Genomic DNA, 25518 nt, shown 5'->3' with positions numbered 1-25518 from the left:
AATCATTAAGGTTTAATAATAATTCCCTAAATTTTTCATATTTTCAGATTGATTTATTTTTTATCTCAGCAATTTTAACCATCATAATTTCACAAAAAGTTAAAATAATCACAGTGACATTTCACCTAGTCTTACTAATAATACTTTCAATTAAGGAGTTTTTATTAATTACAGAAACGTTAAATCTATTGATCGATACAATATGCCGAGACTATTGACAACCATTCATCAATAATTACCATCGAAAAAATAAGCATTACCAGCTATCATTGAACATTCATAAAAAATATCATTATTAAATAATTTTATTTTAAAATAATATCTATAAATATATTTGCGTGTATTTAAATTTTCTTTATTAAACAATAAAGAATTTAATTAACAGTGTATTTTCCCTTGAAAAACAAATTGTTGCTCTATGCTATAGAATTAAGTTATTTTAAGTGGAATTATTACTTAAATCATTCAGATAATGTCTTAAGTAATCACCAAGGATTTACTATGCAAAATATAAAAAGTAGACTAAACAGCATCACTTTAATCTTAACTTGTACGAAGAATAAAAATATAGTCATTTAAACATATAAATTATATTGGATAATCTTAGAATATGAACAAGGATTCCTCCACCAAGATAAAATATATTTTGAAACGATACAGAGTTATTTTACTAAAAACTCACTCATTCGAAGGCTACTGCAAGAAAAATAGCTATCCTCTTTTACACCCTATAAATATTGATCATTTAGGGTCGCAGAGTATTATAAACTTATCATCAGCTATATAGGGATTAATCATGAACAAAATTAATGGAACATATATTTCACCACAAATAATAAACACGATGGAAGCAAGCAATGAACCGTGGGGAATCAAAGATAAAAATTCACGCTTTATTTATGGTAATCTGGCCCTAAAATCTATTCAAAACATTCCAGCTCCATTTGATTATGAAGGGCTTTTTGATGACGAACTTCCCTGGAATGGAGCAGAGTTTGCGAAAGAATTTATTGATCATGATAAAATTGTAATGACAAAAGGAGAAAGAGTCTGTTCACTCGAAACATATACGTATGGAAAAGAAAAAATCTTATCGTCTTACTTCCAAGAAAAATCACCACTATATAACGATGCAAAGGAATGTATAGGCATCTTTTTTCATGGATGGAAAGCCAAAGATTTTTCATTAATTAACCTATATCAATATTATAACGATCTACCCACATCTATTATATTCCAACCACCAACAGATACGTTCACCCAACGTGAGTGGGATATTATTTTCTTCTTTCTACAAAAATACACCAGGAAACAGATTGGAAAAATATTAAATATTGCTTACCGTACAGTTGAATCCCATATGACCAATATATATCACAAGATAGGTGTTGACTCCAATCAACAACTGGAAGAATATTGTACCATCAACAATTTTAAACGCTATGTACCCGAAAAATTTTTACTATTTTAATAATTCCATTTAGTATTTTCTAGTCATAAAAAACATGATTAAATAGTTTATCTCTGTCGGTATGATGCAATCCTACCATCAATGGATAGTGATATTATCTCGAATTATACCGACAGAGCTTTTATACCTGTTATCTTTCAAGTTGCCTCTTTGTTGGCTGCACTCACTCACCCCGGTCACATAGTTATCTATGCTCCCAGGGATTCGCTCCCTTGCCGTCGCGATGCATCTTGAAATCCATTGGGTATAGATATTAAAAATATCAGTTACATAAACAACTTAATACTTATTTAATTTTTTGGAGAAATAATCAAAGGGTGTCATGTCAACGATAAAATATACCCAAAATTAAATCTACAATGGCGTGGGTTTAATCGAAATTTTTACCATATTATTACCACTTAAGTATTAATAGATGATCAACAATGCAATCAATTTGCGTTAAAAAATACAGGAATATTCTGAAATTGATGAAAATCAGGTCAATTTTTTGCCTCCGACGTTATCTCGCTGGCACTGCCAAAACAGAAAATCATTGATAAAAACTTCGGAAAATGGGGTAAGAATGTGATTGTGACAAACATCTAAGTGGAACTTGAAATACAACTTTATATCTCGGACTATACCATTTTAAGTAAGTTTTTTATTTAATTATTCTTCAATAATTTAATTTCATAGAATTTACCTAACCTTAATTTTATTTAATAATAGCTATTGTCAGAAGCAGGCAAATTCAGACACAGCTTTTAGACTGAAAACTTCATATAGTTGATTATTCTGACATTTCCAAAATATAGTTTACCGAATTACAATGACCTGTATGTGCCGTTTAAAAAGTATTCTTTAATTGATCGAATATTATTCTGATTAAATGCCATTTTTTCGCCATTATTCCGCTCTAAAAATAACACCTTCTTTTTCATTCTATTACCTATCATCGTTATGACAACCGTTCCCTCATTCTTCAGTTAATGACAGAAAGTTTTTGATCTACGTCACTTAATTACTCATGACTTAAAAAGATTATTCATTAATTTTACTATCTAGTAAGTGATCTAAAATGTTTTTATACAAAATAGTATTTTTTGTTATATCCATTAATGTTAAAAGTTCCATTATATAACAATAAAAGGTTTAATTAATAAATATATGTATTTTGACGAGCAAGTTATTATATTCTATTATATTACCAAGGCATTTTGAGTATAATTAGTTAACAAATATGTCAGATAACAATTGAAATAATCGTTCAGGAGTCACCAATGCAACATATGAAAAACAGACCTAATAATATCACCCCACAATTAATTCATATGTGGGAAAACAGCGATGAACCTTGGGGAGCTAAAGATCTCCAATCAAGATTTATTTATGCCAATTCTGCTTTTTATCAACTGCTCAATTTGCCTGAAGATTTCGATATTACCGGGCTTTCAACAGGTGAATTACCCTCACCTATTGCAGAATATGAAAAAGAATTCCACCTTCAGGATCAAAAAGTTCTTCAAACAATGCAACGCGTTAGTTCACTAGAAACGCATCCATTTGAAGAGCATAAGATTAAACAAATCTATCTTTGTAATAAATACCCACTTTGTGATGAAGATGGCAATTGTATTGGGCTCACTTTTCATATGTGCAAAACCAAAAACTTTTCTACTGCTTACTATTATGAAAAAACCCTTCCGGCGACGTTGGAATTTACCGCCCCTAATGACAAATTAACACAAACTGAATGGGAAATTCTCTTTCTAACTCTGCGCTCATTAGATGAAGAAAAAATCGGTGAAGAGTTAATGATAAGTCCCGAAGATGTAGTTAATCATATTCAATCAATTTACCAAAAGTTCAATTTGCCATTACACGAAGAATTAAAAGATTTCTGTAAAGAAAATAAACTTGATCTTTATATTCCGGCAAGATTCGTCACTATTGGTAGTTTAGAGTTAAATTGATTATAAGATTAAATATCAATAATCTAACTTTAAGACTAGAAAGAGGAGTGATGACATGGACAATAAATTAATTATTTCACCTCAAGTTATTAATACAATGGAGCAGAGTAATGCCCCCTGGGCAATAAAGGATAAAAACTCATGCCACATTCATGTCAATCAGGCATGTAAAAGTCTTCTCAATATTTCATGTTCTTTTGACTTTGAAGGGATTTATGATCATGAATTACCCTGGGATGGGGCCGAATTTGCCAAAGAGTACATCGCTCATGATCAAAAGGTGATGGAAAAAGAAGAAAGAGTATGTTTGCTTTTAACACATACTTTTGGAAAGGAACAAATTCTTTCGTCTTATTTTTTTGAAAAATACCCTCTTTATCATGAAGATGGAAGCTGTATAGGTACTATATATCATGGCTGGCAAGCTCAGGATTTCTCATTAACCCGGCTATTTCATGGAAAATTGCCAGCCAATATTATGTTCCAGCCACCGACCGATCTCTTTACTCAACGGGAATGGGATATTATTTTCCTAATGTTACACAAGTATACCAGTAAACAAATCGGCAGAATGTTAAATATTTCCTACCGTACGATTGAAACCCATATCTCACGCATATATAAACGGATTGGTGTTCATTCGAGTTACCAATTGGAAGAATATTGTCGCACCAATGATTATGATCTCTATGTGCCAAAAAGATTTGTGAATCCAGAAAGCAGAATGTTCCCTTAGCCATTAGATTAAAAGGAGTTGTTAGTAATATGAATAAAAACTATATAATCTCTCCTCAGGTTATTAACACAATGGAGCAAAGTAATGAACCTTGGGGAATAAGAGATAAAAACTCATGTTTTGTTTACGGTAATTCAGCAACAAAAAAGCTTATTCATAATTTTAAAGAATCATTTGATTATGAAGGGTTTTATGATCATGAATTGCCTTGGGATGGGGCAGAATTTGCCAAAGAATACATTGCTCATGATAGAAAAGTGATGGAAAAAGAAGAAAGAGTATATTCACTTATAACACATACATTTGGAAAAGAACAAATTCTATCATCTTATTTTTTTGAAAAACAACCTCTTTATCATGAAGATGGAAGCTGTATAGGTACTATATATCATGGCTGGCAAGCCCAGGATTTTTCATTAACCCGGCTATTTTATGGAAAACTGCCAGCAAATATTATATTCCAGCCACCGACCGATCTCTTTACTCAACGGGAATGGGATGTTATTTTCCTCCTGTTACATAAATATACCAGTAAGCAAATCGGTAGAATGTTAAATATTTCCTACCGTACGGTTGAAACCCATATCTCACGCATATATAAACGGATTGGTGTTCATTCCAGTTACCAATTGGAAGAGTTTTGTCGCACCAATGATTATGATCTCTATGTGCCAAAAAGATTTGTGCATCCAGAAAGCAGAATGTTCCCTTAGCCATTAGATTAAAAGGAGCTCTCACTAACATGAAGAAGAACTATATAATATCACCTCAAATCATTAATACATTAGAGCAAAGCAATGAGCCCTGGGGAATAAAGGATGAAAATACACGCTATATTTATGTCAATCAGGCATGTAAGCGTCTTCAAAATATTTCAAGCTCTTTTGACTATGAAGGACTTTATGAGCATGAATTGCCCTGGGATGGAGCCGAATTTGCCAAAGAATACATGACCCATGATAGAAAAGTGGTGGAACAGGAAAAAAGAATATGTTCACTCGAGACACATGTACATGGAAAAGAACAAATTCTGTCATCCTACTTTTTTGCAAAATACCCTCTTTATCATGAAGACGGAAGCTGTGTAGGCATTATATATCATGGTTGGCAAGCTCAGGATTTCTCATTCACCCGACTATTTCGTGGGAAACTGCCAGCATCTATTATGTTCCAACCACCGACTGATCTCTTTACTCAACGGGAATGGGATGTTATTTTTCTCCTGTTACACAAATATACCAATAAGCAAATCGGTAGAATGTTAAATATTTCCTATCGTACGGTTGAAACCCATATCTCACGCATATATAAACGGATTGGTGTTCATTCTAGTTACCAATTGGAAGAGTATTGTCGCACCAATGATTATGATCTCTATGTACCAGAAAGATTTGTGCATCCAGAAAGCAGAATGTTCCCTTAGCCTTTAGATTAAAAGGAGTTGTTAGTAATATGAATAAGAGCTATGCAGTATCACCTCAGATTATTAATACAATGAACCAAAGCAATGAGCCCTGGGGAATAAAGGACGAAAACTCATGCTTTATTTATGTCAATCAGGCATGTAAACGTCTTCACAATATTTCAAGTTCTTTTAACTATGAGGGCCTTTATGATTCTGATATTCCTTGGAATGGTGCCGAATTTGCTAAAGAACATGTGACTCAAGATAAAATGGTGATGGAAAAGGAAGAACGAATATGTTCACTTGAAACACATACATTTGGGAAAGAACAAATTCTGTCATCCTATTTTTGCGCAAAATACCCTCTTTACCATGAAGATGGTAGCTGTATAGGAACGATATTTCATGGTTGGCAAGCTCAAGATTTCTCATTCACTCGACTATTTCGTGGAAAACTGCCAGCATCTATTATGTTCCAACCACCGACTGATCTCTTTACTCAACGGGAATGGGATGTTATTTTTCTCCTGTTACACAAGTATACCAATAAGCAAATCGGTAGAATGTTAAATATTTCCGACCGTACGGTTGAAAACCATATTTCACGCATATATAAACGGACTGGTGTTCACTCCGGTTATCAACTAGAAGAATATTGTCGCACCAATGATTATGATCTCTATGTGCCAAAAAGATTTGTACATCCAGAAAGCAAAATGTTTCTTTAGCCCTTAGATTAAAAAGGAGTCTCACTAATATGAACAAAAACTATATAATCTCCCCTCAGGTTATTAATACAATGGAGCAAAGTAATGAGCCCTGGGGAATAAAAGATAAAAGCTCATGCTTTATTTATGCTAATCAAGCATGTAATCGCGTTCAAAATATTTCACGTTCCTTTGACTATGAGGGTCTTTATGATTATGATCTTCCTTGGGATGGTGCCGAATTTGCTGAAGATTACATGGACAATGATAAGATAGTGATGGAAAAGGAAGAACGAATATGTTCACTTGTAACACATAAATTTTTTAAAGAACAAATTCTGTCATCCTACTTCTTTGAAAAATATCCTTTCTATCATGAAGACGGAAGCTGTATAGGAACGATATATCACGGTTGGCAAGTTCAGGATTTCTCATTCACCCGACTATTTCGTGGAAAACTGCCAGCCAATATTATGTTCCAACCACCAACTGATCTCTTTACTCAACGGGAATGGGATGTTATTTTCCTGATGTTACACAAATATACTAGTAAGCAAATCGGTAGAATGTTAAATATTTCCTATCGTACGGTTGAAACCCATATCTCGCGTATATATAAACGGATTGGTGTCCACTCTGGTTACCAATTAGAAGAGTATTGTCGCACCAATGATTATGATCTCTATGTACCAAAAAGATTTGTGCAACCTGGCAACAGAACATTTCTATAGCCCTTAGATTACAAAGGAGTTTTTACTAAAATGAAGAAGAACTATGCAATATCGCCTCAAATTATTAATACAATGGCAATAAGCAATGAACCGTGGGGAATAAAGGATAGTTCTTCAAACTTTATCTACGGTAATTCAGCCACAAAGAAGTTTATTCATAATTTTAAAGAGTCATTTGATTATGAAGGACTTTATGATCATGAATTGCCCTGGGATGGCGCTGAGTTCGCCAAAGAATTTATTATCCACGATAAAAATGTCATGACTAAAGGCGAAAGAGTCTGTTCACTCGAAACCCATGTATTTGGGCAAGAGCAAACTTTGTCATCCTATTTCTGTGAAAAATTGCCTCTTTATCATAACAACGGTAATTGTATGGGAATTATGTACCATCTGTGGAAAGCCAAAGAGTATTCATTGACCTGCCTATATCAATATTATGATAAATTACCACCATCCATACTACTCCAACCACCCTCCGATCTTTTTACTCAACGGGAGTGGGATATCATCTTTTTCTGCTTACAGAAACACTCCAGAAAACAAATTGAGAAAATATTGAATATCGTCTATCGTGAGGTTGAAGAACATATGACAAGGATATACCGTAAAATCGGGATTCACTCTAGTCAACAGTTGGAAGAGTATTGTCGAGCCAATAATTTTGATCACTATATCCCAGAAAGGTTTTTATTGTCTTAGATTACGTATTATTTCCCAGTTTCTACATACTACCTTTGTTAATTATTTATTGATAAAATATACAACCCTATGGAAATATGCTTTTCTTTCAATGAAAAATTTACATTCAATAATTTAAAAAAGCAATAATTATCTTAAAGGATATTTATGAATAAATCAGGATTAAAACAAGTCCCTTTTATTACCCCTCAATTAACACATATATGGGACAGAAGCCCCGATCCTTGGTTTGTAAAAGATAAGGAATCCCGTTTTATTTATGCAAATACCAATTTTATTAAAGTCATTAAGTTACCGGAAAACTTTAATATTATAGGGTATACTGTTGATGAATTACCAATACCCGTTAATGGTTTTGCTCATCACTTTAAAGAACATGATCGCAGGGTCTTAGAAAGTATGCAGAAAGTATGCTCTGTCGGCACTTATCCTCAAGGTAATGGTCGACCGCCTAAATCCTATTTTTGCGAAAAATATCCATTGATGAGTGAGGATAATCACTGTATCGGCATTATCTCTCACGCCAGAGAATTAGAGCACTTTACGGTTTATCATTATATTAAGAACAATATACCAACGTCAGCCTGCCTCAGACCACCTAATGATTTGCTAAATGAGAAAGAGTGGGTGGTTATTTTTCTATTTTGCTGTGGTATGAATAATAATGATACGGCCACTGAAATGAATATTTCATTCCATACGGTGGAAAAACATTTTGAAAGTATCTACGAAAAATTATCTGTCAACTCAGTGACAGAGTTACGATTACTTTGCAAAGAAAAAGGTTATGATCTCTATATTCCACCCAGGTATTTTCTATCCATAGGCCATTTTATATTATAGCTAATTAATTTTACTATTAACTGCGACTTATTTATTGATTAATTTTGTTAATAATTAGGAATACAACTAATGATATCACCGACTTTTACATTAATTCAGGATCGATAAGCCTTGATATCGATTTCCCCATACTCAGAAAATATTGCACACATTTTGGATGACAGACGATATATACCTAATAGATTTCNNGCAAGTGAATGAATCCCCAGGAGCATAGATAACTATGTGACTGGGGTGAGTGAAAGCAGCCAACAAAGCAGCAGTTTGAAAGATGAAGGGTATACCGCCCATTGTGGCGGATGTCACTGCATCCAGAATAATTTTCTGCTTGTTTCTTAGCCTTTCATTATCGTAAGGCGACGGCTTGTGCACAACTTTGACTCAGGAGCCTTATTACCGTCTCCGCACCGCTTCGATTGGGATTTATCCTTATCATCCGTCTCTCTAACGAGGGATCAGACTGACGGAATGTACCGGACAACCGGTAAAACAGTGGTGGAATGTCAAATTTCGATTCAGCGCCCACCGGATATGGCAGCGCACCAAGTTTATGAGCAACATGAAGTACTTGTTCAGCAATCTCATCGTAAAACTCCACCAGCAATACTTTCGATTGCGCGTTGGCGATAACCACCTGTTTTACTTGAGGAATAGCGCCCTGATTAAGCTGAGACACTAATGTTTCACTCACCTGAGCCTGCACAGCATGCATCACCGGGGCAAATACCAATCCACGCAATACTTCCAATGCCTGAAATCCCTGTACCTGACTGCCACCGGAATACATACTACGCCGGATGCGCTCTATTGCCGCTTGTTGACCGACCACAACACCGACACCTTGCGGGCCAAACAGTTTAAAGCTAGAGAAGGCCGATAACGCAGCACCCCATTCACAACCGATACGTTCCACTTTCATGGCAGCATAGTTATCGTCAACCAGAACCGATAGTGATGCGGCATTCAGCAGTGATATGACTTCTGCCAACTCATAAGCATCATCAATTTTCTGTCGTGTGTGTTGTACCAACCCCGCCACCGGCGAATGTTGCAAAATCGCAGCCCGTATTTGTTCGGATTGATTGAAATCAGCCCGCACCAGATGCAAACCCATCTGCTCAGCAATCATCGCTGTCGAGGGATATAACGGCGCATCATGAACCAGCAGGCTACCACCCGCATTAAGTAATGCCGCCAGCCCACAACGTATTGCCCCAGTTCCCGCCCCTTGCACTAACACAGCAGCCTCAGCAGAAAAGAAATCGGCAACGACCTGTTCAACACGTTGCGTTATCTGTGGCCGGTTCAATCCCGGCACCAACCCTAAATCTCCGGTAGTGAGAAAATCCGCACCGGGAAAATGGCGGCAGATAATATCAACTAAACGAAATTGCTTGTGCTGCGCCTGTTCCATGCTCAGACTAGGTAATGGATAGGTGTTCAATATCTGCTCTCCCATACTATCTGTTCTCCTGAACTATCTGTTCTCCCGCACTTCCCCTCTATTTTTATCATCACAAAATAAAGGGGAAATTTTATTCAATTAACTAATGCCCACTAGATACCAGATAGATGACGTTAGCTAGCACACCAACCACAATCGTTGCAATCGGCCCAATCGCCATTTCAACCAAAGGACGTTTAGCCGTACGGTTGAGTAGATAAATACCCGCCACCACCATAAATCCCATGCCCGGCAGAATGGCGTTGGCAGCCATCATTCCCCCCACCAATAAGGCAACTTCTAACATGCGGGTAATAACCGTACGAATATGCTCACCACAAGCTTTGACTCCGGGATATTTATCCAACCAGATAGCAATTCTTGCCAGCAGTTTGATTTCCACAAACATAATCAAACTACCGGCAATGAAGGCAATCCACAGATTATTCGTGACTAACCCAGCGACAAACACGAACTTCATGCCGACCGGGCTATAAACCCCAGTAGCAATGGCGGTCATACCGACTAACGGCACAAAGCTGATCGCCCTGGCAAGCGCCACCAACATAGCATTAGCCCCTTCCCCCTGCGCCATCAGTTGCAGTGATACCGGACCTTCCGCCAACAGGCTGAGTGACATCGAAGCCGCTACCGCAGTCAAACCACCACTTAATACCAGCAACCAGATGTTATTTTGAATACGCTGTATACGCGTGGAGAATAGTCCAACCAGCATCTCATTCGCGCCTTTGGCCGGAGCAGATCCCTCATCGGCTTTGGGAGCACGCTGTTTCATAGCAAAGTAAAACATCACAATCATCGAGATCAGCAGGGCTATCCCGTTAGGATCTAATTGCACCGGTTTGCTCAGAGCCCCACCAAAACTCAATGATCCTACCGCTTTCGTCGCGATATACCCCACCAATGTCGCAATCAGCACCCATATTCCTTTGCCATATCCGTATTGATAGGCCACAACAATCGCCGGAAACAGTGCAAAGCAGGCTACGATAGGATCGCCAACTTTACTCAGGTTGCCCATGAAATTAACCGGCAAATGGGCAAAGATATCGACCACAGATCGTAAACCGGTCATTAGAGCAACGGCATACAGCGCCCCCAAAACAGCAGAAAGTATGAAACCTTTTTTACTGTTTGCACACCAAGTACCAATGACATCGGTTCCCAATAATAAGCTATGCACCAGAATAATCGGGGCGGTCAACGAGAACGGAATACCAAAGCCGATAACCAGCCCAAAACTTAGCGCAAAACTGGTAGCAGCCAGGGTTTTACGATTCATACGCCCTTCCAGATGCTCCGGCATTAAAGGACGTAGCCCATCATGAAATACTGCAATACCACGGTTAGCCATCATGGCAGATATCCCACCAATCACCGCCAACAAACCCGCTTTAAACGGATCAATTTCCATTAAACGGCTGAAAAATTCATATTCCATTTTCCTGTCCTCATGAAGAAAAAATAGCCTTGATAATCACCGGAATAACCGCGTCTATATCCTGACCCGTAAAACCAAATGCGGTTTTCCCGGCGTTAACATGGGCAATAATTTCTTCATCAAGCAGGATCTTGCCTGGCATACTGATGGTGGCGCATTTGTTAATACCAACAATAGCAATTGCCATTGCCAAAGCGCCTCCACCGGTATTACAGGCTCCCAAATAGTAATCCGCATGACCACTCTTAAGCGCCATAGCGGCATCTATGTCGCCCATCACGGTAATGGATGAGGTTTTATCCCCGGCCAGACGGCGTAAAGTTTCAGCAATTTTTTCTTTCTCAATTTGTCCTCCAATAACAAATCTCATATGTTTTTCCTTTAGTTGAAAAATAGCGTTGGGTTATCACGTAACATCAAATCAATATCGGTTTGCGTTAATCCCGCCCGGTTTAGCATCGGCACAAAGGTGGTGATTAAATAGGCAAAACCATTGCCACCATTGGCTTTTAAGTGAGAACGGCGGGTAATATCCATCGATAACATGACGCGGTTAAGTAAGCCACGTTGGGCCAGGGTCTGTAACATAGCGATCCGCTTTTCATCCGGGTAGTAATCGTTTTTGCCAATCGTGTCGAACTGGATGTAGGCCCCCTGTTCAATGATGCGCAAGATGTTGTCCAGATTATCTTTAAGATCACAGTGACCAATAACCACCCGTTCAGCATCTACACCGTGCTTTTTCAGTAACGTCAGTTGTTCAAGACCCATCGTGCTTAATGTCGTATGGGTCGAAACAGGACGCCCGGTTTCCAGATGGGCTATAGCCGCAGCATAAAATACTTTCTCTTCATCAGGCGTAATCACCCCCTTGCTGGAACCAATTTCCCCAATCACTCCAGCTTTCAGCGTCGTACCGTCGATACCCCACTCAATCTCAGCGATCATTTCATCCGCCAGTTGTCGAGCTGTGGTATGTGCGACATGTTCAGGAAAAAAGGCAGATTGGTAATAGCCAGTTGAAACTATTACATTAATGCCAGAGTCCCGCATCAAATCCAGCATAAACTGTGGGTTACGTCCCATGTAACGATTGGTCATTTCCACAATATTGTGTACACCCAAGCTGACCAGTGTTTTCATCTCTTCACAAATCAGGTCGTACTGATCCAGCCGGCAGTCAATGCTGTTTTTAAATGACGATAAATCGAGATGCAGGTGCTCATGTGCATAGGTATAGCCGGACGCGTCAATTCTGTTTTGCTGAGTCATGAGTAAGACGGTCCGAAGACGAACAGAGTGGAGATGCATCTAGTCACAGGCTATTTTCTCCATTAATCGGGATAGGATTTCCCTGGCTGTCATAAAGCCCTTCCAAGACCGGATGCCCTGACTGGATACCGCTAACCAACGCCACATCACTGCGAGTAGCAAATATCTGGGTGCGAAAGCACAATACGACAGCACAGCCGACCGGAAATTCACCGCTCAGAGGAAAATGGTAATCAATACTGGTGTCATCCATCGGTAACAGGTGAGTGGCGGTGATCTGGCCGTTTGGCAGGAATATCAGCGCGTTATGCGCCCGTCCACGACGGTAATAACCGCCCCCATAGCAGTAACTGTTACCGTTAAATCGGTGGGATATTTCCGTCAGATAGAGCATAGCAATGCGTTCTGGCTGCTCTCCCCGAAAATTGGCAAGGATTGTTCCTGTTAGCGCATGTCCAGGCTCGGTATGGGTAACTCCATACTTTGCCAGTAACGGCAGTGTGCTACAGCTTGACGCCGACGGCGCATTTATCTGCGTCACCTCAACCCCAGTTTGGCGTAAAATGTCTTTTGCTTTTAGTAAAGTAAATAAGTTTGGCGCCGGCAGTGTCTGCTGCTGATCCTCTTGCCACAGCAAGCAAGGAAAATGTGTCAACCCCGTCAGTTTTACACCGGGCATTGCCATAATGCGCTGAACGATGGTGTGCAATGCCGACAAGTGAAAACCCGCTTCCTGACCTGGATATAAATGATCATGATCATCATAGATTTTCAGCATAATGCGTTGCACATTTCCCTCACGCTGCGCCAGACTGGAAATTTCCTCCGCTTTTTCTAAAGAAAATACTGTGATCACTTCCGGATGTTGCTGCATCACTGAAGAGACCATATTTCGAGGGATCTGTACCAGATGGCCTACATGAGTTACCGGGATCTTGCCATTCATCAAGACTCTGGCTTCTTTAAAATCCACCACGGTGACACCCTGATAACCCAGTTCTATCAGTTTACGTGCCAACCAAGAGTTACGCCCAACCTGTTTGGTCATCAGATAGAGCGCAATACCATGATGCTCCGCTACCGCAAGCAATCGTCTGGCATTTTCTAAAACCTGATCAACGTCGATAACATAAGTATCAGGCAGTAAGACCCCTCGCGCCCACAACATCTGGGCTGCCTCAATCAGTGCCGGATTTTGTTTGTTCAGCGCATGCATAAACATGCTGTACCTCCTGTACTCCTTCGGCGATCAATGCCATTGCAATAAGCTAGATGTTAAATCATCATTTTTTTGAATATTTGATGGAAAAAAAATTCCCTTCATCTCTGTTGTTGTGCTACCACTGCCCCCTTGCCGCCCAAAGGCTAAACAAGTTTGCTAGCAGATAACCCTCCTCACAGGGATGTAATTGCACGTCAAAATGTGCCAACAGCGAAGCGTTAATCGCTTGCAAATGAGAAAAGACACCCGATTGACGTACTTCCATCAGCAGTTCAACATCCATTGAACCGATTTGTTCTCCCCGGCGTGAGCGCATCAACGCATTAGCCATATGTGTTATTACTATTTCCCCTAGCGCATTCCTGACAGGGATTTCCCAATCATTTTCAAGCTGTACCACAACTTGTAACAGGCCATCACAGATATCCTGATCAATGACATTTCCCTGACAGAGCAGATTCAGTCGATTTTCCATTTCGTTAACTCCATCCATGCCAAATTAATAACTTGGGTCCTGCTGGCCTGCCAGTACACGTTGTTGATGAGCCAACAACTCTGTTTTATTCACCATAGTACGTAAAAGTTGTTGAATCAGAATGTCATCAGCTCTGGTTAAAACTACCGCTTCAGAGGCTTGGATAAAACATGCACTTCCACGCAGCGGTACTGCAATAAGCTCCCTAGAACTGAGTTCAACTTCTCTGCTAACGTTCCAGATCACTGCATCAATGTCACCTTTCGCTACCTTATACAGGCTCTCGTGGTAAGAAATATCCACCAACGTGATATCCTGCCCGGCAAAGTACACTTCTGTCATGATTTTCTGGTCGGCAGAACGATGATCCAGCCCAACACGACGGATATTATGTTCACCTCCTTTACGATAAATCAGTTGGTGTGCACCAACATAGGTATGTGGCCCCAATTCAAGCACGGTACAAACATCACCTTGTGCCAGATAAGTTTGCGCCGCCAAATGTGATACCACTGCCAAGTCATAAATACCCTTACGCAAGCATTCCACCCTAGCATCTGAACCTCTCATGTGGGCAAAGTAAAATGGAATGCCCTCAAATTGCGCTTTCAAACCGCTCGCCAGCCCCTCATACAATCGGGTATAAGGCAGCGGCATTGCACAAACCACGTTACTAATATCAGCATGGGCTAACAGTGCCTTGTGATCCATACTGACCAGATAGCTGCCATTGCGCCCCCGCCGTTCCACGTAAACCGCACCAGAACTCTCCAATTTTTTTAATGCAAATTGAACTAACCCAACAGACAACCCATAGTCAGATGACAGCTCTTCAATCGTTTTCAACCGATTACCACAGCGCTCACCTAGCAGATAACGTGCCAGACACGCCTGAGCAACCCCCTCTTTTTTAAGCAGCCCATGACTCATAATAATTCTTCATTTTTTTGAATGTATTTATATCCAATTTAAGCAGGCAAATAACAATCGGAAAATAGCAAAAATGCGAATGAGGTCACGAATAAATAGGTAATTTTCTGCAATTTCAATGATTTTAGCTTGATAACTAATAATTTCTGTTTTTATGTTTTAGTCGTGGTCGTTTCTGGACGCTTAAGCAGTGCATAGATCAATCCCGCCAACAAGGTACCGGTAATAATCGACATCAAATAACCCAGTATTGGTGTGATAGCACCTGGAATCAACAACACAAACAGGCCACCGTGCGGTGCCATCAACTGCGCACTCACTGCCATAGAGATCGCTCCAGTCACCGCACCACCAACGATACAACATGGGAGCACCCGCATCGGATCGCGGACAGCAAAGGGAATCGCGCCTTCGGAAATAAAACATAAGCCCAACACCAATGCGGCTTTACCACTTTCCCGCTGAACGTTATCAAACTTCTGCCGGGCAATCAGTGTCGCCACTCCCATAGCCAGCGGGGGAACCATCCCCGCTGCCATAATGGCAGCCATTGGCGCATAGGTTTGCGAACTAAGCAAGCCGACACCAAACGCATAGGCAGCTTTGTTTATCGCTCCCCCCATATCAGCACACATCATCCCGCCCAAAATGGCTCCTAGCAGGAGTGCGTTGGTTGTCCCCATATGAGAGAGCCAATACGTTAGCCCCGCCATGATACCGGCGACGGGTTTGCCAATAACGTAAATCATAATCAGACCAGTGATCAGGCTAGCAAATAGCGGAATGATCAAGATCGGTTTCAACGCTGCCATACTCTGCGGCAATTTCACTTGGGTATTAAGCAACTTCGCTACGTAACCGGCGAGGAAACCCGCAATAATTCCACCAATAAATCCCGCGTTCGTGCTAGTTGCCAACATGCCGCCAATTAAACCGGGTGTCAGGCCGGGGCGATCAGCGATCGAGAAAGCAATGTAACCTGCCAATACAGGGACCATCAGAGCAAAAGCCGAGCCACCACCGATTTGCATTAACGCCGCCGCCAATGTACCCGATTCTTTAAATGCGGTGATGCCAAAAGCAAATGACAATGCAATGCACAGTCCACCCGCCACCACCATCGGTAACATATAAGAGACGCCCGTCAGCAAGTGCCGATAGAGACCTGTATTATCTTCCCTCTGGTCAGTTTTAACATTTTGCCCTTCCGGCTCGAAAAGCTTGGCTTCGGCTAACGCTCTATCAAATTCTTGCGCTGTTTTCTTCAACGCCAGCCCGGTGGAGGTACGGTACATAGGTTTTCCAGCAAATTTCGCCAGATCTACGTCAATATCTGCAACGACTAGCACCAGATCCGCTTTTTCCACCTCTTCCGGCGTAATAACATTGCCCGCACCTACTGAGCCGCGCGTTTCCACCTTTACCCACCAGCCGCGCTTTTTGGCTTCGGTTTCGATGGCCTCAGCGGCCATAAAGGTGTGTGCTACCCCTGTAGGACAAGCAGTAACCGCGATAATCCGTTTTGTATCACAACTGATGTCAGTTGCCGGTAACTGGTACGGCTGTGCATCGATTTTTGCCCGCTGAAAGAAACTCTCTGGTGCATGCAATGCCTGTTCTGTGTCGCCGAGATAAACAAGCTTACCGTTCAATGTGTTATCGGTGGGGATGCGACCGCCGGTCACCACCACCAAATCGGCCTCTGCTGGATCTTCTGTTAGTATCAGTCCGTTTTCCGCCGCCGCGGCACTAAGGATAGTTTTCACCAGATAACTTCCGGCAAGTCCGAGTGAAGGATCAACGATAAGCAGCATTTTCATCATACTTCTCCTGCTGTTAGCTAAAAGGGTTGTGGATCGACGTGCGCCATTATCACGGCGAATTAGGGATTGCTACTCACGCGGCCCCTCCCCCAAACCAGAAGTAATCGCTTCACCAATGGCCGCTATCGCCTGCTGCGCATCATCACCATTGGCAGTAACGTGAAGCCGATGGCCTTTTTTAGCGCCCAATGCCATGATTTTCATCAGACTACGACCGCTTATCGGTTGACCGGTACCATCAAGATTAATGATGGTAATTCCACTGGAAAATTGCCGGATCACATTAACCAACACAGCACCAGGGCGAGTATGTAAGCCATGTTCGTTACACAGGACAAATTCTCCGCTGGATATTGTGCTCTGCGCCAGTACGCCACTGGTCAGTAATGCCAGCACTGTCGGCGCATCAGCTTTCAGCAAACATTCCGCTTTTTGTGCTAATAACAAGTTACTTAGGTGATGCAATACATGTAGCGGCTGGTCGTCGGCAACCGCAACAGTCAGCAACATCACTACCGGTTCGTTATCCCGCGTGAATAATCGGCTCACTGCCACAGCGCTGGTTAAGTTACCGTCGGGACTATCACTGAGCCAAATGCCCTGCCCAAGATCCAGTGGGTTACTGTTAATCACTTTGCTGACAAAGGTCGTATCCACTGCCCCCGCTTGCTGTAACCGCCCGGCATTCAATGCCTGTAGTGTCATCAGATCGCGAGCATTAACATCTAACGTAATCAGGCTAGTATCGAATTTAAATTCAGCCTGCTGAACTTCTCCCATTAGCAAGCTATGCAGTGACTGTGCTGACTCAATAGTTTTTAGCTGTTCGGCGATACGATCATCACTCAGTAGGTGTGTTAACTGACGCAGTAGTGCCAAATGCTCATCGGAACGCGCGGCAATACCAATAACCACATAACACATCGCTCCCTGATCCCATTCAACACCCTGTGAGAAATGAAATACCTGTACATCGGTTTTTAGTACCAGATCACGGGTATCTAGCGTGCCATGAGGCATGGCGATACCGTTGCCAAGGTAGGTGGAAATTTGCTTTTCACGTTGCAACATGCCGTCAACATAGGTATCACCGACGTTACCATTCGCGGCTAGCATGGCCGCCACCTGGCGAATGGCATCCTCTTTACTGGTCGCAATTGCACCAGTATGGATATTTTGCAGAGCCAACTGGAACATCATTTTCTCCCTATTACCGAAAATAGAATCGTTTCAGTTTACGCAGAGAAAAAAAGCATTAGGTCCAATAAAAAGAAAAGAGATAAAAAACTGAAACGTTTCAATGAGTGTGGGATATGACTAATTTTTATTCAATACTTATGTGAAATAAAATCGCAATTTTTTGAGATTACTCACATTTTTCCTGCCATCGTCTGTTGCCTACCTCCGGTTTAAGGGATTTGGTAAACCAATAACTCGCTTGCCATTCATCAACCTTCCCAAATTGATACAGGTACAGATTATTGTGCCATTATGAACAAAAATTAAGTCATATCAGACAATTAAACAGGCGATAGCGAGTAAAGAAATCTATTTGCATCACGGTAAGGTTGTTTATTTTTTTAAAGCCAGTGTTCGTCCGGAATGGCTGATTGCCGCCAGTAATATATTGCTGATAACCAGATTGAGTGCCAAAGAGATATTAAATAATACCACTAAGCTCTATTTAGTGCCTGAGTTGGACCAAGAAACAGAGAAAGCTTTCACTCATGCAGGTGAGCAGCAAAATACGTTGTTTAATCAGTTAAGCCAACAAGAAAAAGATAAACTAGCCCTACAGTACTACGACCATGGTAAGAAACTATCCGTATGAAAATATTAAAAGTCACACTGTTTAAGATAGCTTTTATATATGCGCCTTAACAGGCGCATACATCAGAATCGCTTATTCAATTGAACAAGCATTTTCCTTTGGGACATAATCAAAGTGTAATTCTCGATCCCGGTTCCTTTTTACACCCCAAACACCGTGGAAACGCTCTGCATTACTGGCAGTATACCGCACAGTATGGCGAATATTGCTGTGCCCAAGATAATCTTGTATTAACCGAGTATCTATCCCCCTATCCGCAAGGGCAAAACCGCAAGCATGGCGCAACATATGTGGATGCGAATCTACGGCAATATTAGCCAATCGCCCTAATTGACTAACAAGTTGATAAATGCGCTGGCGCGTCAGCGGTCTCCCAGTACGTGACAGAAACAACCAATCACTTTCTGCCCCTTTAAAGGTTTTACGGACTTTAAGCCACTCCCTGATCGCCTGGATTTCATAACCCAAAAGAGGGTGATTAGTACAAAATCCACCTTTTAAACGCCGGATGTACAAACTTCCATCTTCCAAATCCAGATCAGATAACCGTAAATACCTGGCTTCACTAACACGTAAGCCATGAACAAAACTCATGTATACCAGACAATAGTCGCGCTCCCCATTGGAGCTCTTTTTCGCCATTTCCAGCATTCTTTCCACTTCGTATTGCGTTAGATGTCTTCGTTGACCCATTATGGTCTATCCCAAATATTCTTTATTTCAACGCATGTAACACACTGCGTTATCTGTAACTGATTAAGACCCGGAACCAACCCTAAATCCCCCATAGTAATTAAACCTGCGCCGGAATAGCGGCAGATGACTGTATAAACTCCTGTTTCTGTACTTGATCTATGCTCAAGCCGCGTAATGGATAGATATTCAATGTCTGTTCTCCGGTAATCCCCCCTATTCTTACCATCACAAGGTCAAAAGAAAAATAGTGATTCAATTAACCGACCCCGCCAAACAAGGCTTTTTGGCTAGAATTACCAACAAAAATCGCTGCGATAGGCCCAATAACTATTTTAACAAAAGGGCATGTCAATCAGATTGATTTCTGGTTCAAATCACTAAGGAAGGGTGTTGATGCAGCAATGTTTGCCAGCTTCCGATAAACATTTAATCTCTCTATCTTTGCCAGAGAGACCGGCAAGCAGCAAATTTAACAAACTGGTAACACGAGTAGACGATCCTTTATGCAGAATGATCCGGTATATCAGCTAGATATAATATTCAGCTTTCCAAGCCATTACCAGATTTTATCCATGCCGTCATCAATGATGCCTTTTATAAATTTTTTAAACCTCAATATTATGACTCATTATTGCCCTCCTCCGCCAATCATTTGAAACAAAATTGGTTTGCGGGTGTATTCACATGTTTAAAATTTACATGTTACTTTTCCTGTTATTTGTTATTTAAAACAATCGGATAAGTGTCATCTTACCTTCCTGTGCTGCTATTATTAATCTGTATCTTTAGTTTTATATAATCAAATAATATCCATCGCAAGGAACAGAAATTTAATGAAAAGAATCATCCTCCCCCACCTTCACACTTCGTGACTCAGGAAGGGGATTCCCGTTAGTGGGTAACTGCTGATCGCTCAGTGTCTGGTTCCTGCTTCAACGGACGGCCCAAATGCACCCTTCCTCCACAGGCAAATACGGCTGATGTGCACTTTGCACTGTATGACGAGGCAATTTATTTCGATGCAGAAATCAACGAAATAACTTCATTCGAGTCTAATCTGATCATGCTCATCGATTTACTATTATTACAGGCAACGTCTTAATTCATTGAGTACAAACCATACAATATGATCTCGACAGCCAAGGAAAATAAAAACACAGGAAGAGATGTTAAGTATTAAATCAAACCTGCATAAAACTATCTAAATAATTTTAGCATTAAACAATATTAATGTTTATACCCTTCATCTTTCAAGCTGCTGCTTTGTTGGCTGCTTTGTTGGCTGCTTTCACTCACCCCAGTCACATAGTTATCTATGCTCCTGGGGATTCATTCACTTGCCGCCTCGCTGCAACTCGAAATCTATTAGGTATAGATTTTCTCACATAAAGGTATTTTTACATAGAATAATAAACTATTCAATTAACAGATATAGGTAAAAATCGATAAATTCTATTTTTCTATAAATTAATTATTGCAATTTGTTATATAATCAGGTTATTTTAAATGAAATAAGTAGAAAAACTCTTCAGATAATGATTTAAATACTCATTAAGGAGTTGCCATGTTAAATATAACAAATAAACAGAATAATATCACTCCGCAATTAGTTTACATGTGGGAAAAAAGCCATGATCTTTGGAGAGCTAAATATTGCCAGCCAAAATTTATCTATGCCAATCCGGTTTTTTACCAACGACTCAATTTATCTGAAAGTTCTGATATTACCGAACTTTCAACAAATGAATTACCCTCACCTATTGCAGAATATGAGGATTCACGGTATTTTATTGATACTCTCTTTCATGCAAATAAAGCAAAATATTTTGCTCTCAACACACCAGAAAAATTTTTACAACAAGAAAGCATTATACCTAATAGATTTCGAGTTGCAGCGAGGCGGCAAGTGAATGAATCCCCAGGAGCATAGATAACTATGTGACTGGGGTGAGTGAAAGCAGCCAACAAAGCAGCAGCTTGAAAGATGAAGGGTATATGTTTTCCTAAATCAAAATATTACATAAATATGACTAGAAAAAATTCGACTACTTCACTACAAATAATCAATACCTTGGAAGTCAGCAATGAACCGTGGGGAATAAAAGATAAGTCTTCCTGTTTTCTCTATGGTAATGATGCATTAATTAAACTCCAAAATATAAATGCCAACTATGATTATGAAGGTAAATATGATAGTGATATTCCCTGGAGTGGCAATAAATCTGCCAAAGATTTTATTACACATGATTTGCAGGTAATAAAAAATAGAGAAAGTATTTTATCATTAGAGACGCATGTATTTGGACGAGATAAAGTTTTATCATCTTATTTCCAAGAAAAATTTCCACTCCATGATGATAAAGGTGAATGCATCGGTATTCTTCTCCATTCCTGGAAAGTTCAGGATAATTCACTGACTCGGCTATTTCACAGTAAACTACCTGCTTCTATTATGTTTCAATCGCCAACTCATCTTCTTACTGAACAGGAATGGGAAATTGTCTTTCTTTTTCTGCAAAAATATAGTAGGACACAAATCTGTCAATTACTCAAAATTTCAGATAAAACCATAGAGGAATATATAAGAAAGATTTATAATAAATTGAAAGTTAACTCAGACGCACAATTGGAGGAATATTGCCGACTAAATAGTTTTGATCTCTATGCACCAAAAAGGTTCTTATTGTCTTACTTATAAATATCGTCTATTTATTCAAATTTTTTATAGGGTAATAATGTTATAAAGGTCAAATATGAGTCAATCAGGATGTAAAAAAGTCCCTTTTATTACTCCTCAATTAACTAATATGTGGGATAAAAGCTCAGAACCGTGGTTTGTAAAAGATAAGGAGTTCCGCTTTATTTATGCAAATAAAATGTTTATTAAAGCTAATAAGCTACCTGAAAATTTTAATATTATTGGGTATACCGATAAAGAATTACCTTCGCCAGTTAATCAATTTTCTCATCTTTTTGAGGAACATGATCATAAGGTGTTACAGGGTATGCAACGAATATCATCTCTTAGCACTTACCCTCAAGCAAAAAATGAACAAGCTACATCCTATTTCTGTGATAAATATCCGTTAATGGATGAAAATAAACAGTGTATTGGCATAATTGCTCACGCAAGAGAAATACATAATTTTACTGTATCTCATTACATGGAGAACAATATTCCTATATCAATTCGATTTCAACAACCTAACAATATATTAAAAGAGAAAGAATGGATAATCATTTTTTTATTCTGCCGGGGCGTTAATAATAGATATATAGCTGATGAAATGAAAATTTCATATCGCACTGTGGAAAAATATTTCGAAAGTATCTATGAGAAATTATCAGTTAGCTCAGCAATTGAGTTAAGAACACTTTGCAAAGAGAATAGTTATGATCTTTATATTCACCCCAAATACCTTCAATCTATAGGCCATATTTTGCTATAAATAATCGATTTCATGATTACATATTTCTCTCTGACCTGTTTAATTAACCTGAATTTTGCTTAAATTTTCCCTAACTAATATATGGATAACAATTTGATAAATCAAAATAAAGGGCTAAAAACGTGACTAAATAATCATTTTTTTGAAAATTTACTTTTCTATTTCTGTTGAAGACTTTATATAAAAACGATGAAACCAAGAGATTTCCCTGAGCACCGACTGGTGCTTTATCATGGTCGAATGGTTTACATCAACATTTTGGCAAGAGACAGGGTGTTTATAACCCTGTTTCAATGCCAAGATCCAGATACTCCACAATCAACGAACAATAATACCTAACAGAATGCCCAATGCGCCAAAGTCAGCATCACTGAATGTCGTGTTGGCAATACCGATATCCCCCAAAACGGGTAACAGAAATACCGGTAAGAAGGTGATCAGAAAGCCCTGAGCAAAAGCCCCGATAATAGCGCCTCTACGCCCCCCGGTCGCATTACCAAAAACCCCGGCCGCCGCACCAACAAAAAAGTGTGGCACAACGCCGGGAATAATGACCGTCATACCTAGTGCATACAGTACAAACATACCGATAACACCAGCCACAAAACTGCTCAAGAACCCTACCAATACGGCATTAGGAGCATAAGGGAAGACAACCGGGCAATCTAACGCAGGTTTAGCATTGGGTACCAGTTTGTCAGAAATTCCTTTAAACGCGGGAACGATTTCTGCAATTACCATTCTCACACCTTGCAGAATAATGTATACACCCGCGGCAAAGGTAATAGATTGCATTAGCGAGAACATAAATCCATTTTTCCCACCACTGACTTCTCTAACAAAATCACCGCCAGCGAATAAGCAACTGATCATGAAAATAATCGCCATCGTAAAAGAGATGGCAACCGGTGTATCACGCAGAAACAGCAAGCTTTTCGGAACATTCATCTCTTCGGTTGAGTGGGCCTTATTTCCTAGTTTGCTGCCAATAAAACCAGATAGAACATAGGAGAGCGAGGAAAAATGCCCAATGGCAACGTCGTCAGAGCCTGTTACTTTCTTCATATATGGATGAGCAATCGCCGGGAAGAAAACCATAGCAACGCCAACAACCACAGAACCAATAGCCACTAGCATCGAGCCTTTGATCCCTGCTGTTGCCAGAATCACCGCGACCATCATGGACATAAATAATGTGTGATGCCCAGTCAGAAAGATAAATTTCCACGGGGTAAAACGTGCAATCAAAATATTGATCACCATAGCAAAGAACATGATCATTGCCATTTCTTTACCAAAACTCTTTTGCGCAATGGAAACAATTGCTTCGTTGTTTGGTACGACTCCCTGAATACCAAAAGCGTGTTGGAAAATTTCAGCAAAACCCCCCAGTGAAGAGACGATTAATCCAGCACCGGCACCCAAGATCACAAAACCCATAATGGTTTTTATGGTACCTTTGATACATTCAGTCACCGGTTTCCTTTGCATGATCAAACCAACAAGCGCGATAAACCCAACCAAAATCGCAGGTTCTGACAGGACATCACTCATCAGAAAATGAAAAAATTCCATGGCGACCTCCCGGTTACAGTGCACCAAGTTCAACTAATGCCACGGACAGACGTACTTTCATTGCCGATTTATCCACCATATTGTCCAGCGAAACAATTTTGCCATCGACTGCCTGAACAACCAGTTGTTCTGCAATATCTTTAGTACCGACAAAAATGTCGCTTTGAGTTGCTTTTGCTGACCCCAGATCGACATGATCAACACTAGCATCGATTCCCATCTCTTTCAGAATATTTTTGATGCTCATTTCCATCATCAAGCTGGTACCTAACCCATGTCCGCAAACGACAGTGATTTTCATACAATTTCCCCATAGCAAAAAATAACGACTTAATACTTGTTAATCACGGCAAGAATCTCTTCTTTACTTTTGGCACTCATCAGTAATGCAACATCTTTTTGATTATCAAATAGTTCGGCAAGTTGAGCGATCACTTCGATATGGCTGTTGCTGTCAGTTGCTGCTAAGACAATCAACAAGTTAACCGGATCATTTTCTTCAGAACCAAACTCCACTCCTTTGCTAATCACAGTTAACGCTAAAGCTAATTTGTTGACCCCTTCTTCCGGTCTGGCATGTGGCATAGCAATTCCTGGGCCGACAACATAATAGGGACCAATTGCCTCATGCGAACGATAAATAGCATCAATATAACAAGAAGAAATGGCGCCATTTTCCACCAAAGGCTGACAAGCAATCGCGATCGCTTCGCGCCAATTTTTAACACCCGATATCACTTGGATCACATCTTGGGTGAGTAACGTCTTTAGCATCAATCTCCCCTAATT

Annotated in this window: 27 protein-coding genes and 1 pseudogene; 14 read left to right on the top strand and 14 right to left on the bottom strand. The window is 40.0% G+C overall.

Translation table 11 applies throughout. From position 1 onward, the window contains the following. Nucleotides 1-796: 796 nt before the first annotated feature. The 9 genes from KZ793_RS05615 to KZ793_RS05575 all read left to right on the top strand — a co-directional run bounded on the left by KZ793_RS05615 (nucleotide 797) and on the right by KZ793_RS05575 (nucleotide 8550). The gene (locus tag KZ793_RS05615; protein ID WP_225814197.1) at nucleotides 797-1471 is read left to right on the top strand and encodes a PAS and helix-turn-helix domain-containing protein; all 675 of its coding nucleotides are present in this window, start codon (nucleotides 797-799) and stop codon (nucleotides 1469-1471) included. A gap of 1262 nt (nucleotides 1472-2733) precedes the next feature. After that, a complete protein-coding gene (locus tag KZ793_RS05610; RefSeq protein ID WP_225814195.1) occupies nucleotides 2734-3426 on the top strand; it encodes a PAS domain-containing protein in 693 nt (230 codons plus the stop codon). Nucleotides 3427-3481: 55 nt separating this feature from the next. Further along, a complete protein-coding gene (locus KZ793_RS05605; protein WP_225814193.1) occupies nucleotides 3482-4162 on the top strand; it encodes a helix-turn-helix transcriptional regulator in 681 nt (226 codons plus the stop codon). A gap of 29 nt (nucleotides 4163-4191) precedes the next feature. Continuing rightward, nucleotides 4192-4875 carry a helix-turn-helix transcriptional regulator gene (locus tag KZ793_RS05600; RefSeq protein WP_225814192.1) on the top strand — a complete coding sequence of 228 codons (684 nt, stop codon included), beginning with the start codon at nucleotides 4192-4194 and terminating at the stop codon, nucleotides 4873-4875. 29 nt (nucleotides 4876-4904) lie between these two features. After that, nucleotides 4905-5585 (top strand): helix-turn-helix transcriptional regulator, encoded by a 681-nt coding sequence (locus tag KZ793_RS05595; protein WP_225814190.1) that lies wholly within the window; start codon nucleotides 4905-4907, stop codon nucleotides 5583-5585. 29 nt (nucleotides 5586-5614) lie between these two features. After that, nucleotides 5615-6295: a LuxR C-terminal-related transcriptional regulator gene (locus KZ793_RS05590; RefSeq protein WP_225814188.1), complete on the top strand. Its 681-nt coding sequence runs from the start codon at nucleotides 5615-5617 to the stop codon at nucleotides 6293-6295. 29 nt (nucleotides 6296-6324) lie between these two features. Then, nucleotides 6325-7005 carry a helix-turn-helix transcriptional regulator gene (locus tag KZ793_RS05585; protein ID WP_225814186.1) on the top strand — a complete coding sequence of 227 codons (681 nt, stop codon included), beginning with the start codon at nucleotides 6325-6327 and terminating at the stop codon, nucleotides 7003-7005. 30 nt (nucleotides 7006-7035) lie between these two features. Next, nucleotides 7036-7707, top strand: a complete 672-nt coding sequence (locus KZ793_RS05580) for a LuxR C-terminal-related transcriptional regulator (protein WP_225814183.1) — start codon at nucleotides 7036-7038, stop codon at nucleotides 7705-7707. 147 nt (nucleotides 7708-7854) lie between these two features. Continuing rightward, nucleotides 7855-8550 carry a helix-turn-helix transcriptional regulator gene (locus tag KZ793_RS05575; RefSeq protein WP_225814181.1) on the top strand — a complete coding sequence of 232 codons (696 nt, stop codon included), beginning with the start codon at nucleotides 7855-7857 and terminating at the stop codon, nucleotides 8548-8550. Between the two features lie 346 nt (nucleotides 8551-8896). Here KZ793_RS05575 and KZ793_RS05570 read toward each other — a convergent pair whose 3' ends face one another. From KZ793_RS05570 to fruB, 9 genes are all read right to left on the bottom strand, one after another. Further along, entirely contained in the window at nucleotides 8897-10009 is a 1113-nt protein-coding gene (locus tag KZ793_RS05570) for an aminotransferase class V-fold PLP-dependent enzyme (protein ID WP_397443577.1), read from the bottom strand. Between the two features lie 88 nt (nucleotides 10010-10097). Next, on the bottom strand, nucleotides 10098-11456 hold the full coding sequence (locus KZ793_RS05565) for a YhfT family protein (protein ID WP_225814179.1): 1359 nt from the start codon (nucleotides 11454-11456) through the stop codon (nucleotides 10098-10100). Between the two features lie 10 nt (nucleotides 11457-11466). Continuing rightward, entirely contained in the window at nucleotides 11467-11826 is a 360-nt protein-coding gene (locus tag KZ793_RS05560) for a DUF2620 domain-containing protein (protein ID WP_118984277.1), read from the bottom strand. Nucleotides 11827-11837: 11 nt separating this feature from the next. Further along, nucleotides 11838-12728 (bottom strand): phosphotriesterase-related protein, encoded by an 891-nt coding sequence (locus KZ793_RS05555; RefSeq protein WP_225814177.1) that lies wholly within the window; start codon nucleotides 12726-12728, stop codon nucleotides 11838-11840. 43 nt (nucleotides 12729-12771) lie between these two features. After that, nucleotides 12772-13950 (bottom strand): YhfX family PLP-dependent enzyme, encoded by a 1179-nt coding sequence (locus KZ793_RS05550; RefSeq protein ID WP_225814175.1) that lies wholly within the window; start codon nucleotides 13948-13950, stop codon nucleotides 12772-12774. Between the two features lie 115 nt (nucleotides 13951-14065). Next, a complete protein-coding gene (locus KZ793_RS05545; RefSeq protein ID WP_225814173.1) occupies nucleotides 14066-14425 on the bottom strand; it encodes a PRD domain-containing protein in 360 nt (119 codons plus the stop codon). A gap of 24 nt (nucleotides 14426-14449) precedes the next feature. Then, nucleotides 14450-15355: a GntR family transcriptional regulator YhfZ gene (gene yhfZ, locus KZ793_RS05540; RefSeq protein WP_225814172.1), complete on the bottom strand. Its 906-nt coding sequence runs from the start codon at nucleotides 15353-15355 to the stop codon at nucleotides 14450-14452. Nucleotides 15356-15507: 152 nt separating this feature from the next. Then, the gene (gene fruA, locus KZ793_RS05535; protein WP_225814342.1) at nucleotides 15508-17175 is read right to left on the bottom strand and encodes a PTS fructose transporter subunit IIBC; all 1668 of its coding nucleotides are present in this window, start codon (nucleotides 17173-17175) and stop codon (nucleotides 15508-15510) included. Between the two features lie 72 nt (nucleotides 17176-17247). After that, nucleotides 17248-18375 (bottom strand): fused PTS fructose transporter subunit IIA/HPr protein, encoded by a 1128-nt coding sequence (gene fruB, locus KZ793_RS05530; RefSeq protein WP_225814170.1) that lies wholly within the window; start codon nucleotides 18373-18375, stop codon nucleotides 17248-17250. 355 nt (nucleotides 18376-18730) lie between these two features. Here fruB and KZ793_RS05525 point away from each other — a divergent pair, with 355 nt between their 5' ends. Continuing rightward, complete coding sequence (locus KZ793_RS05525; protein ID WP_225814168.1) at nucleotides 18731-19009, top strand: hypothetical protein; 279 nt, start codon at nucleotides 18731-18733, stop codon at nucleotides 19007-19009. A gap of 72 nt (nucleotides 19010-19081) precedes the next feature. Here the strand turns inward: KZ793_RS05525 and KZ793_RS05520 are convergent, their stop codons facing one another. Both KZ793_RS05520 and KZ793_RS05515 read right to left on the bottom strand, forming a co-directional pair. Continuing rightward, on the bottom strand, nucleotides 19082-19702 hold the full coding sequence (locus KZ793_RS05520) for a tyrosine-type DNA invertase (RefSeq protein ID WP_225814166.1): 621 nt from the start codon (nucleotides 19700-19702) through the stop codon (nucleotides 19082-19084). A gap of 100 nt (nucleotides 19703-19802) precedes the next feature. Beyond that, entirely contained in the window at nucleotides 19803-19961 is a 159-nt protein-coding gene (locus KZ793_RS05515) for a hypothetical protein (protein WP_225814164.1), read from the bottom strand. 711 nt (nucleotides 19962-20672) lie between these two features. Between KZ793_RS05515 and KZ793_RS05510 the strand changes: the two are divergent. The 4 genes and pseudogenes from KZ793_RS05510 to KZ793_RS05495 form a co-directional block, all read left to right on the top strand. Then, nucleotides 20673-20807: pseudogene (locus tag KZ793_RS05510) on the top strand (MurR/RpiR family transcriptional regulator); the annotation flags it as partial. A gap of 462 nt (nucleotides 20808-21269) precedes the next feature. Beyond that, on the top strand, nucleotides 21270-21635 hold the full coding sequence (locus KZ793_RS05505; RefSeq protein ID WP_225814162.1) for a hypothetical protein: 366 nt from the start codon (nucleotides 21270-21272) through the stop codon (nucleotides 21633-21635). Nucleotides 21636-21689: 54 nt separating this feature from the next. Continuing rightward, on the top strand, nucleotides 21690-22403 hold the full coding sequence (locus KZ793_RS05500; RefSeq protein WP_225814160.1) for a helix-turn-helix transcriptional regulator: 714 nt from the start codon (nucleotides 21690-21692) through the stop codon (nucleotides 22401-22403). Between the two features lie 55 nt (nucleotides 22404-22458). Beyond that, the gene (locus KZ793_RS05495; RefSeq protein ID WP_225814159.1) at nucleotides 22459-23154 is read left to right on the top strand and encodes a helix-turn-helix transcriptional regulator; all 696 of its coding nucleotides are present in this window, start codon (nucleotides 22459-22461) and stop codon (nucleotides 23152-23154) included. A gap of 318 nt (nucleotides 23155-23472) precedes the next feature. On the opposite strand, the gene KZ793_RS05490 is transcribed toward KZ793_RS05495, so the two are convergent. From KZ793_RS05490 to KZ793_RS05480, 3 genes are read right to left on the bottom strand one after another with little or no spacing between them, the layout of a single operon-like run. Then, nucleotides 23473-24729 (bottom strand): PTS ascorbate transporter subunit IIC, encoded by a 1257-nt coding sequence (locus KZ793_RS05490; protein ID WP_225814157.1) that lies wholly within the window; start codon nucleotides 24727-24729, stop codon nucleotides 23473-23475. Between the two features lie 13 nt (nucleotides 24730-24742). After that, nucleotides 24743-25030 carry a PTS sugar transporter subunit IIB gene (locus KZ793_RS05485; protein ID WP_225814156.1) on the bottom strand — a complete coding sequence of 96 codons (288 nt, stop codon included), beginning with the start codon at nucleotides 25028-25030 and terminating at the stop codon, nucleotides 24743-24745. A gap of 29 nt (nucleotides 25031-25059) precedes the next feature. Continuing rightward, a complete protein-coding gene (locus tag KZ793_RS05480) occupies nucleotides 25060-25503 on the bottom strand; it encodes a PTS sugar transporter subunit IIA (protein WP_225814155.1) in 444 nt (147 codons plus the stop codon). Nucleotides 25504-25518: the final 15 nt, after the last annotated feature.

This window comes from Photorhabdus antumapuensis (genome assembly GCF_020387775.1).
Taxonomy (GTDB): Bacteria; Pseudomonadota; Gammaproteobacteria; order Enterobacterales; family Enterobacteriaceae; genus Photorhabdus; species Photorhabdus antumapuensis.
The sequence above is the reverse complement of the archived record's forward strand: the minus strand, read 5'-3'. Positions and strand labels throughout refer to the sequence as shown.

Bases quoted from the DNA above. Each gene is read 5' to 3' on its own strand.
- KZ793_RS05615 (WP_225814197.1), top strand. From the start codon at position 797: ATGAACAAAATTAATGGAACATATATTTCACCACAAATAATAAACACG.
- KZ793_RS05610 (WP_225814195.1), top strand. From the start codon at position 2,734: ATGCAACATATGAAAAACAGACCTAATAATATCACCCCACAATTAATT.
- KZ793_RS05605 (WP_225814193.1), top strand. From the start codon at position 3,482: ATGGACAATAAATTAATTATTTCACCTCAAGTTATTAATACAATGGAG.
- KZ793_RS05600 (WP_225814192.1), top strand. From the start codon at position 4,192: ATGAATAAAAACTATATAATCTCTCCTCAGGTTATTAACACAATGGAG.
- KZ793_RS05595 (WP_225814190.1), top strand. From the start codon at position 4,905: ATGAAGAAGAACTATATAATATCACCTCAAATCATTAATACATTAGAG.
- KZ793_RS05590 (WP_225814188.1), top strand. From the start codon at position 5,615: ATGAATAAGAGCTATGCAGTATCACCTCAGATTATTAATACAATGAAC.
- KZ793_RS05585 (WP_225814186.1), top strand. From the start codon at position 6,325: ATGAACAAAAACTATATAATCTCCCCTCAGGTTATTAATACAATGGAG.
- KZ793_RS05580 (WP_225814183.1), top strand. From the start codon at position 7,036: ATGAAGAAGAACTATGCAATATCGCCTCAAATTATTAATACAATGGCA.
- KZ793_RS05575 (WP_225814181.1), top strand. From the start codon at position 7,855: ATGAATAAATCAGGATTAAAACAAGTCCCTTTTATTACCCCTCAATTA.
- KZ793_RS05570 (WP_397443577.1), bottom strand. From the start codon at position 10,009: ATGGGAGAGCAGATATTGAACACCTATCCATTACCTAGTCTGAGCATG.
- KZ793_RS05565 (WP_225814179.1), bottom strand. From the start codon at position 11,456: ATGGAATATGAATTTTTCAGCCGTTTAATGGAAATTGATCCGTTTAAA.
- KZ793_RS05560 (WP_118984277.1), bottom strand. From the start codon at position 11,826: ATGAGATTTGTTATTGGAGGACAAATTGAGAAAGAAAAAATTGCTGAA.
- KZ793_RS05555 (WP_225814177.1), bottom strand. From the start codon at position 12,728: ATGACTCAGCAAAACAGAATTGACGCGTCCGGCTATACCTATGCACAT.
- KZ793_RS05550 (WP_225814175.1), bottom strand. From the start codon at position 13,950: ATGTTTATGCATGCGCTGAACAAACAAAATCCGGCACTGATTGAGGCA.
- KZ793_RS05545 (WP_225814173.1), bottom strand. From the start codon at position 14,425: ATGGAAAATCGACTGAATCTGCTCTGTCAGGGAAATGTCATTGATCAG.
- yhfZ (WP_225814172.1), bottom strand. From the start codon at position 15,355: ATGAGTCATGGGCTGCTTAAAAAAGAGGGGGTTGCTCAGGCGTGTCTG.
- fruA (WP_225814342.1), bottom strand. From the start codon at position 17,175: ATGAAAATGCTGCTTATCGTTGATCCTTCACTCGGACTTGCCGGAAGT.
- fruB (WP_225814170.1), bottom strand. From the start codon at position 18,375: ATGTTCCAGTTGGCTCTGCAAAATATCCATACTGGTGCAATTGCGACC.
- KZ793_RS05520 (WP_225814166.1), bottom strand. From the start codon at position 19,702: ATGGGTCAACGAAGACATCTAACGCAATACGAAGTGGAAAGAATGCTG.
- KZ793_RS05505 (WP_225814162.1), top strand. From the start codon at position 21,270: ATGTTAAATATAACAAATAAACAGAATAATATCACTCCGCAATTAGTT.
- KZ793_RS05500 (WP_225814160.1), top strand. From the start codon at position 21,690: ATGAAGGGTATATGTTTTCCTAAATCAAAATATTACATAAATATGACT.
- KZ793_RS05495 (WP_225814159.1), top strand. From the start codon at position 22,459: ATGAGTCAATCAGGATGTAAAAAAGTCCCTTTTATTACTCCTCAATTA.
- KZ793_RS05490 (WP_225814157.1), bottom strand. From the start codon at position 24,729: ATGGAATTTTTTCATTTTCTGATGAGTGATGTCCTGTCAGAACCTGCG.
- KZ793_RS05485 (WP_225814156.1), bottom strand. From the start codon at position 25,030: ATGAAAATCACTGTCGTTTGCGGACATGGGTTAGGTACCAGCTTGATG.
- KZ793_RS05480 (WP_225814155.1), bottom strand. From the start codon at position 25,503: ATGCTAAAGACGTTACTCACCCAAGATGTGATCCAAGTGATATCGGGT.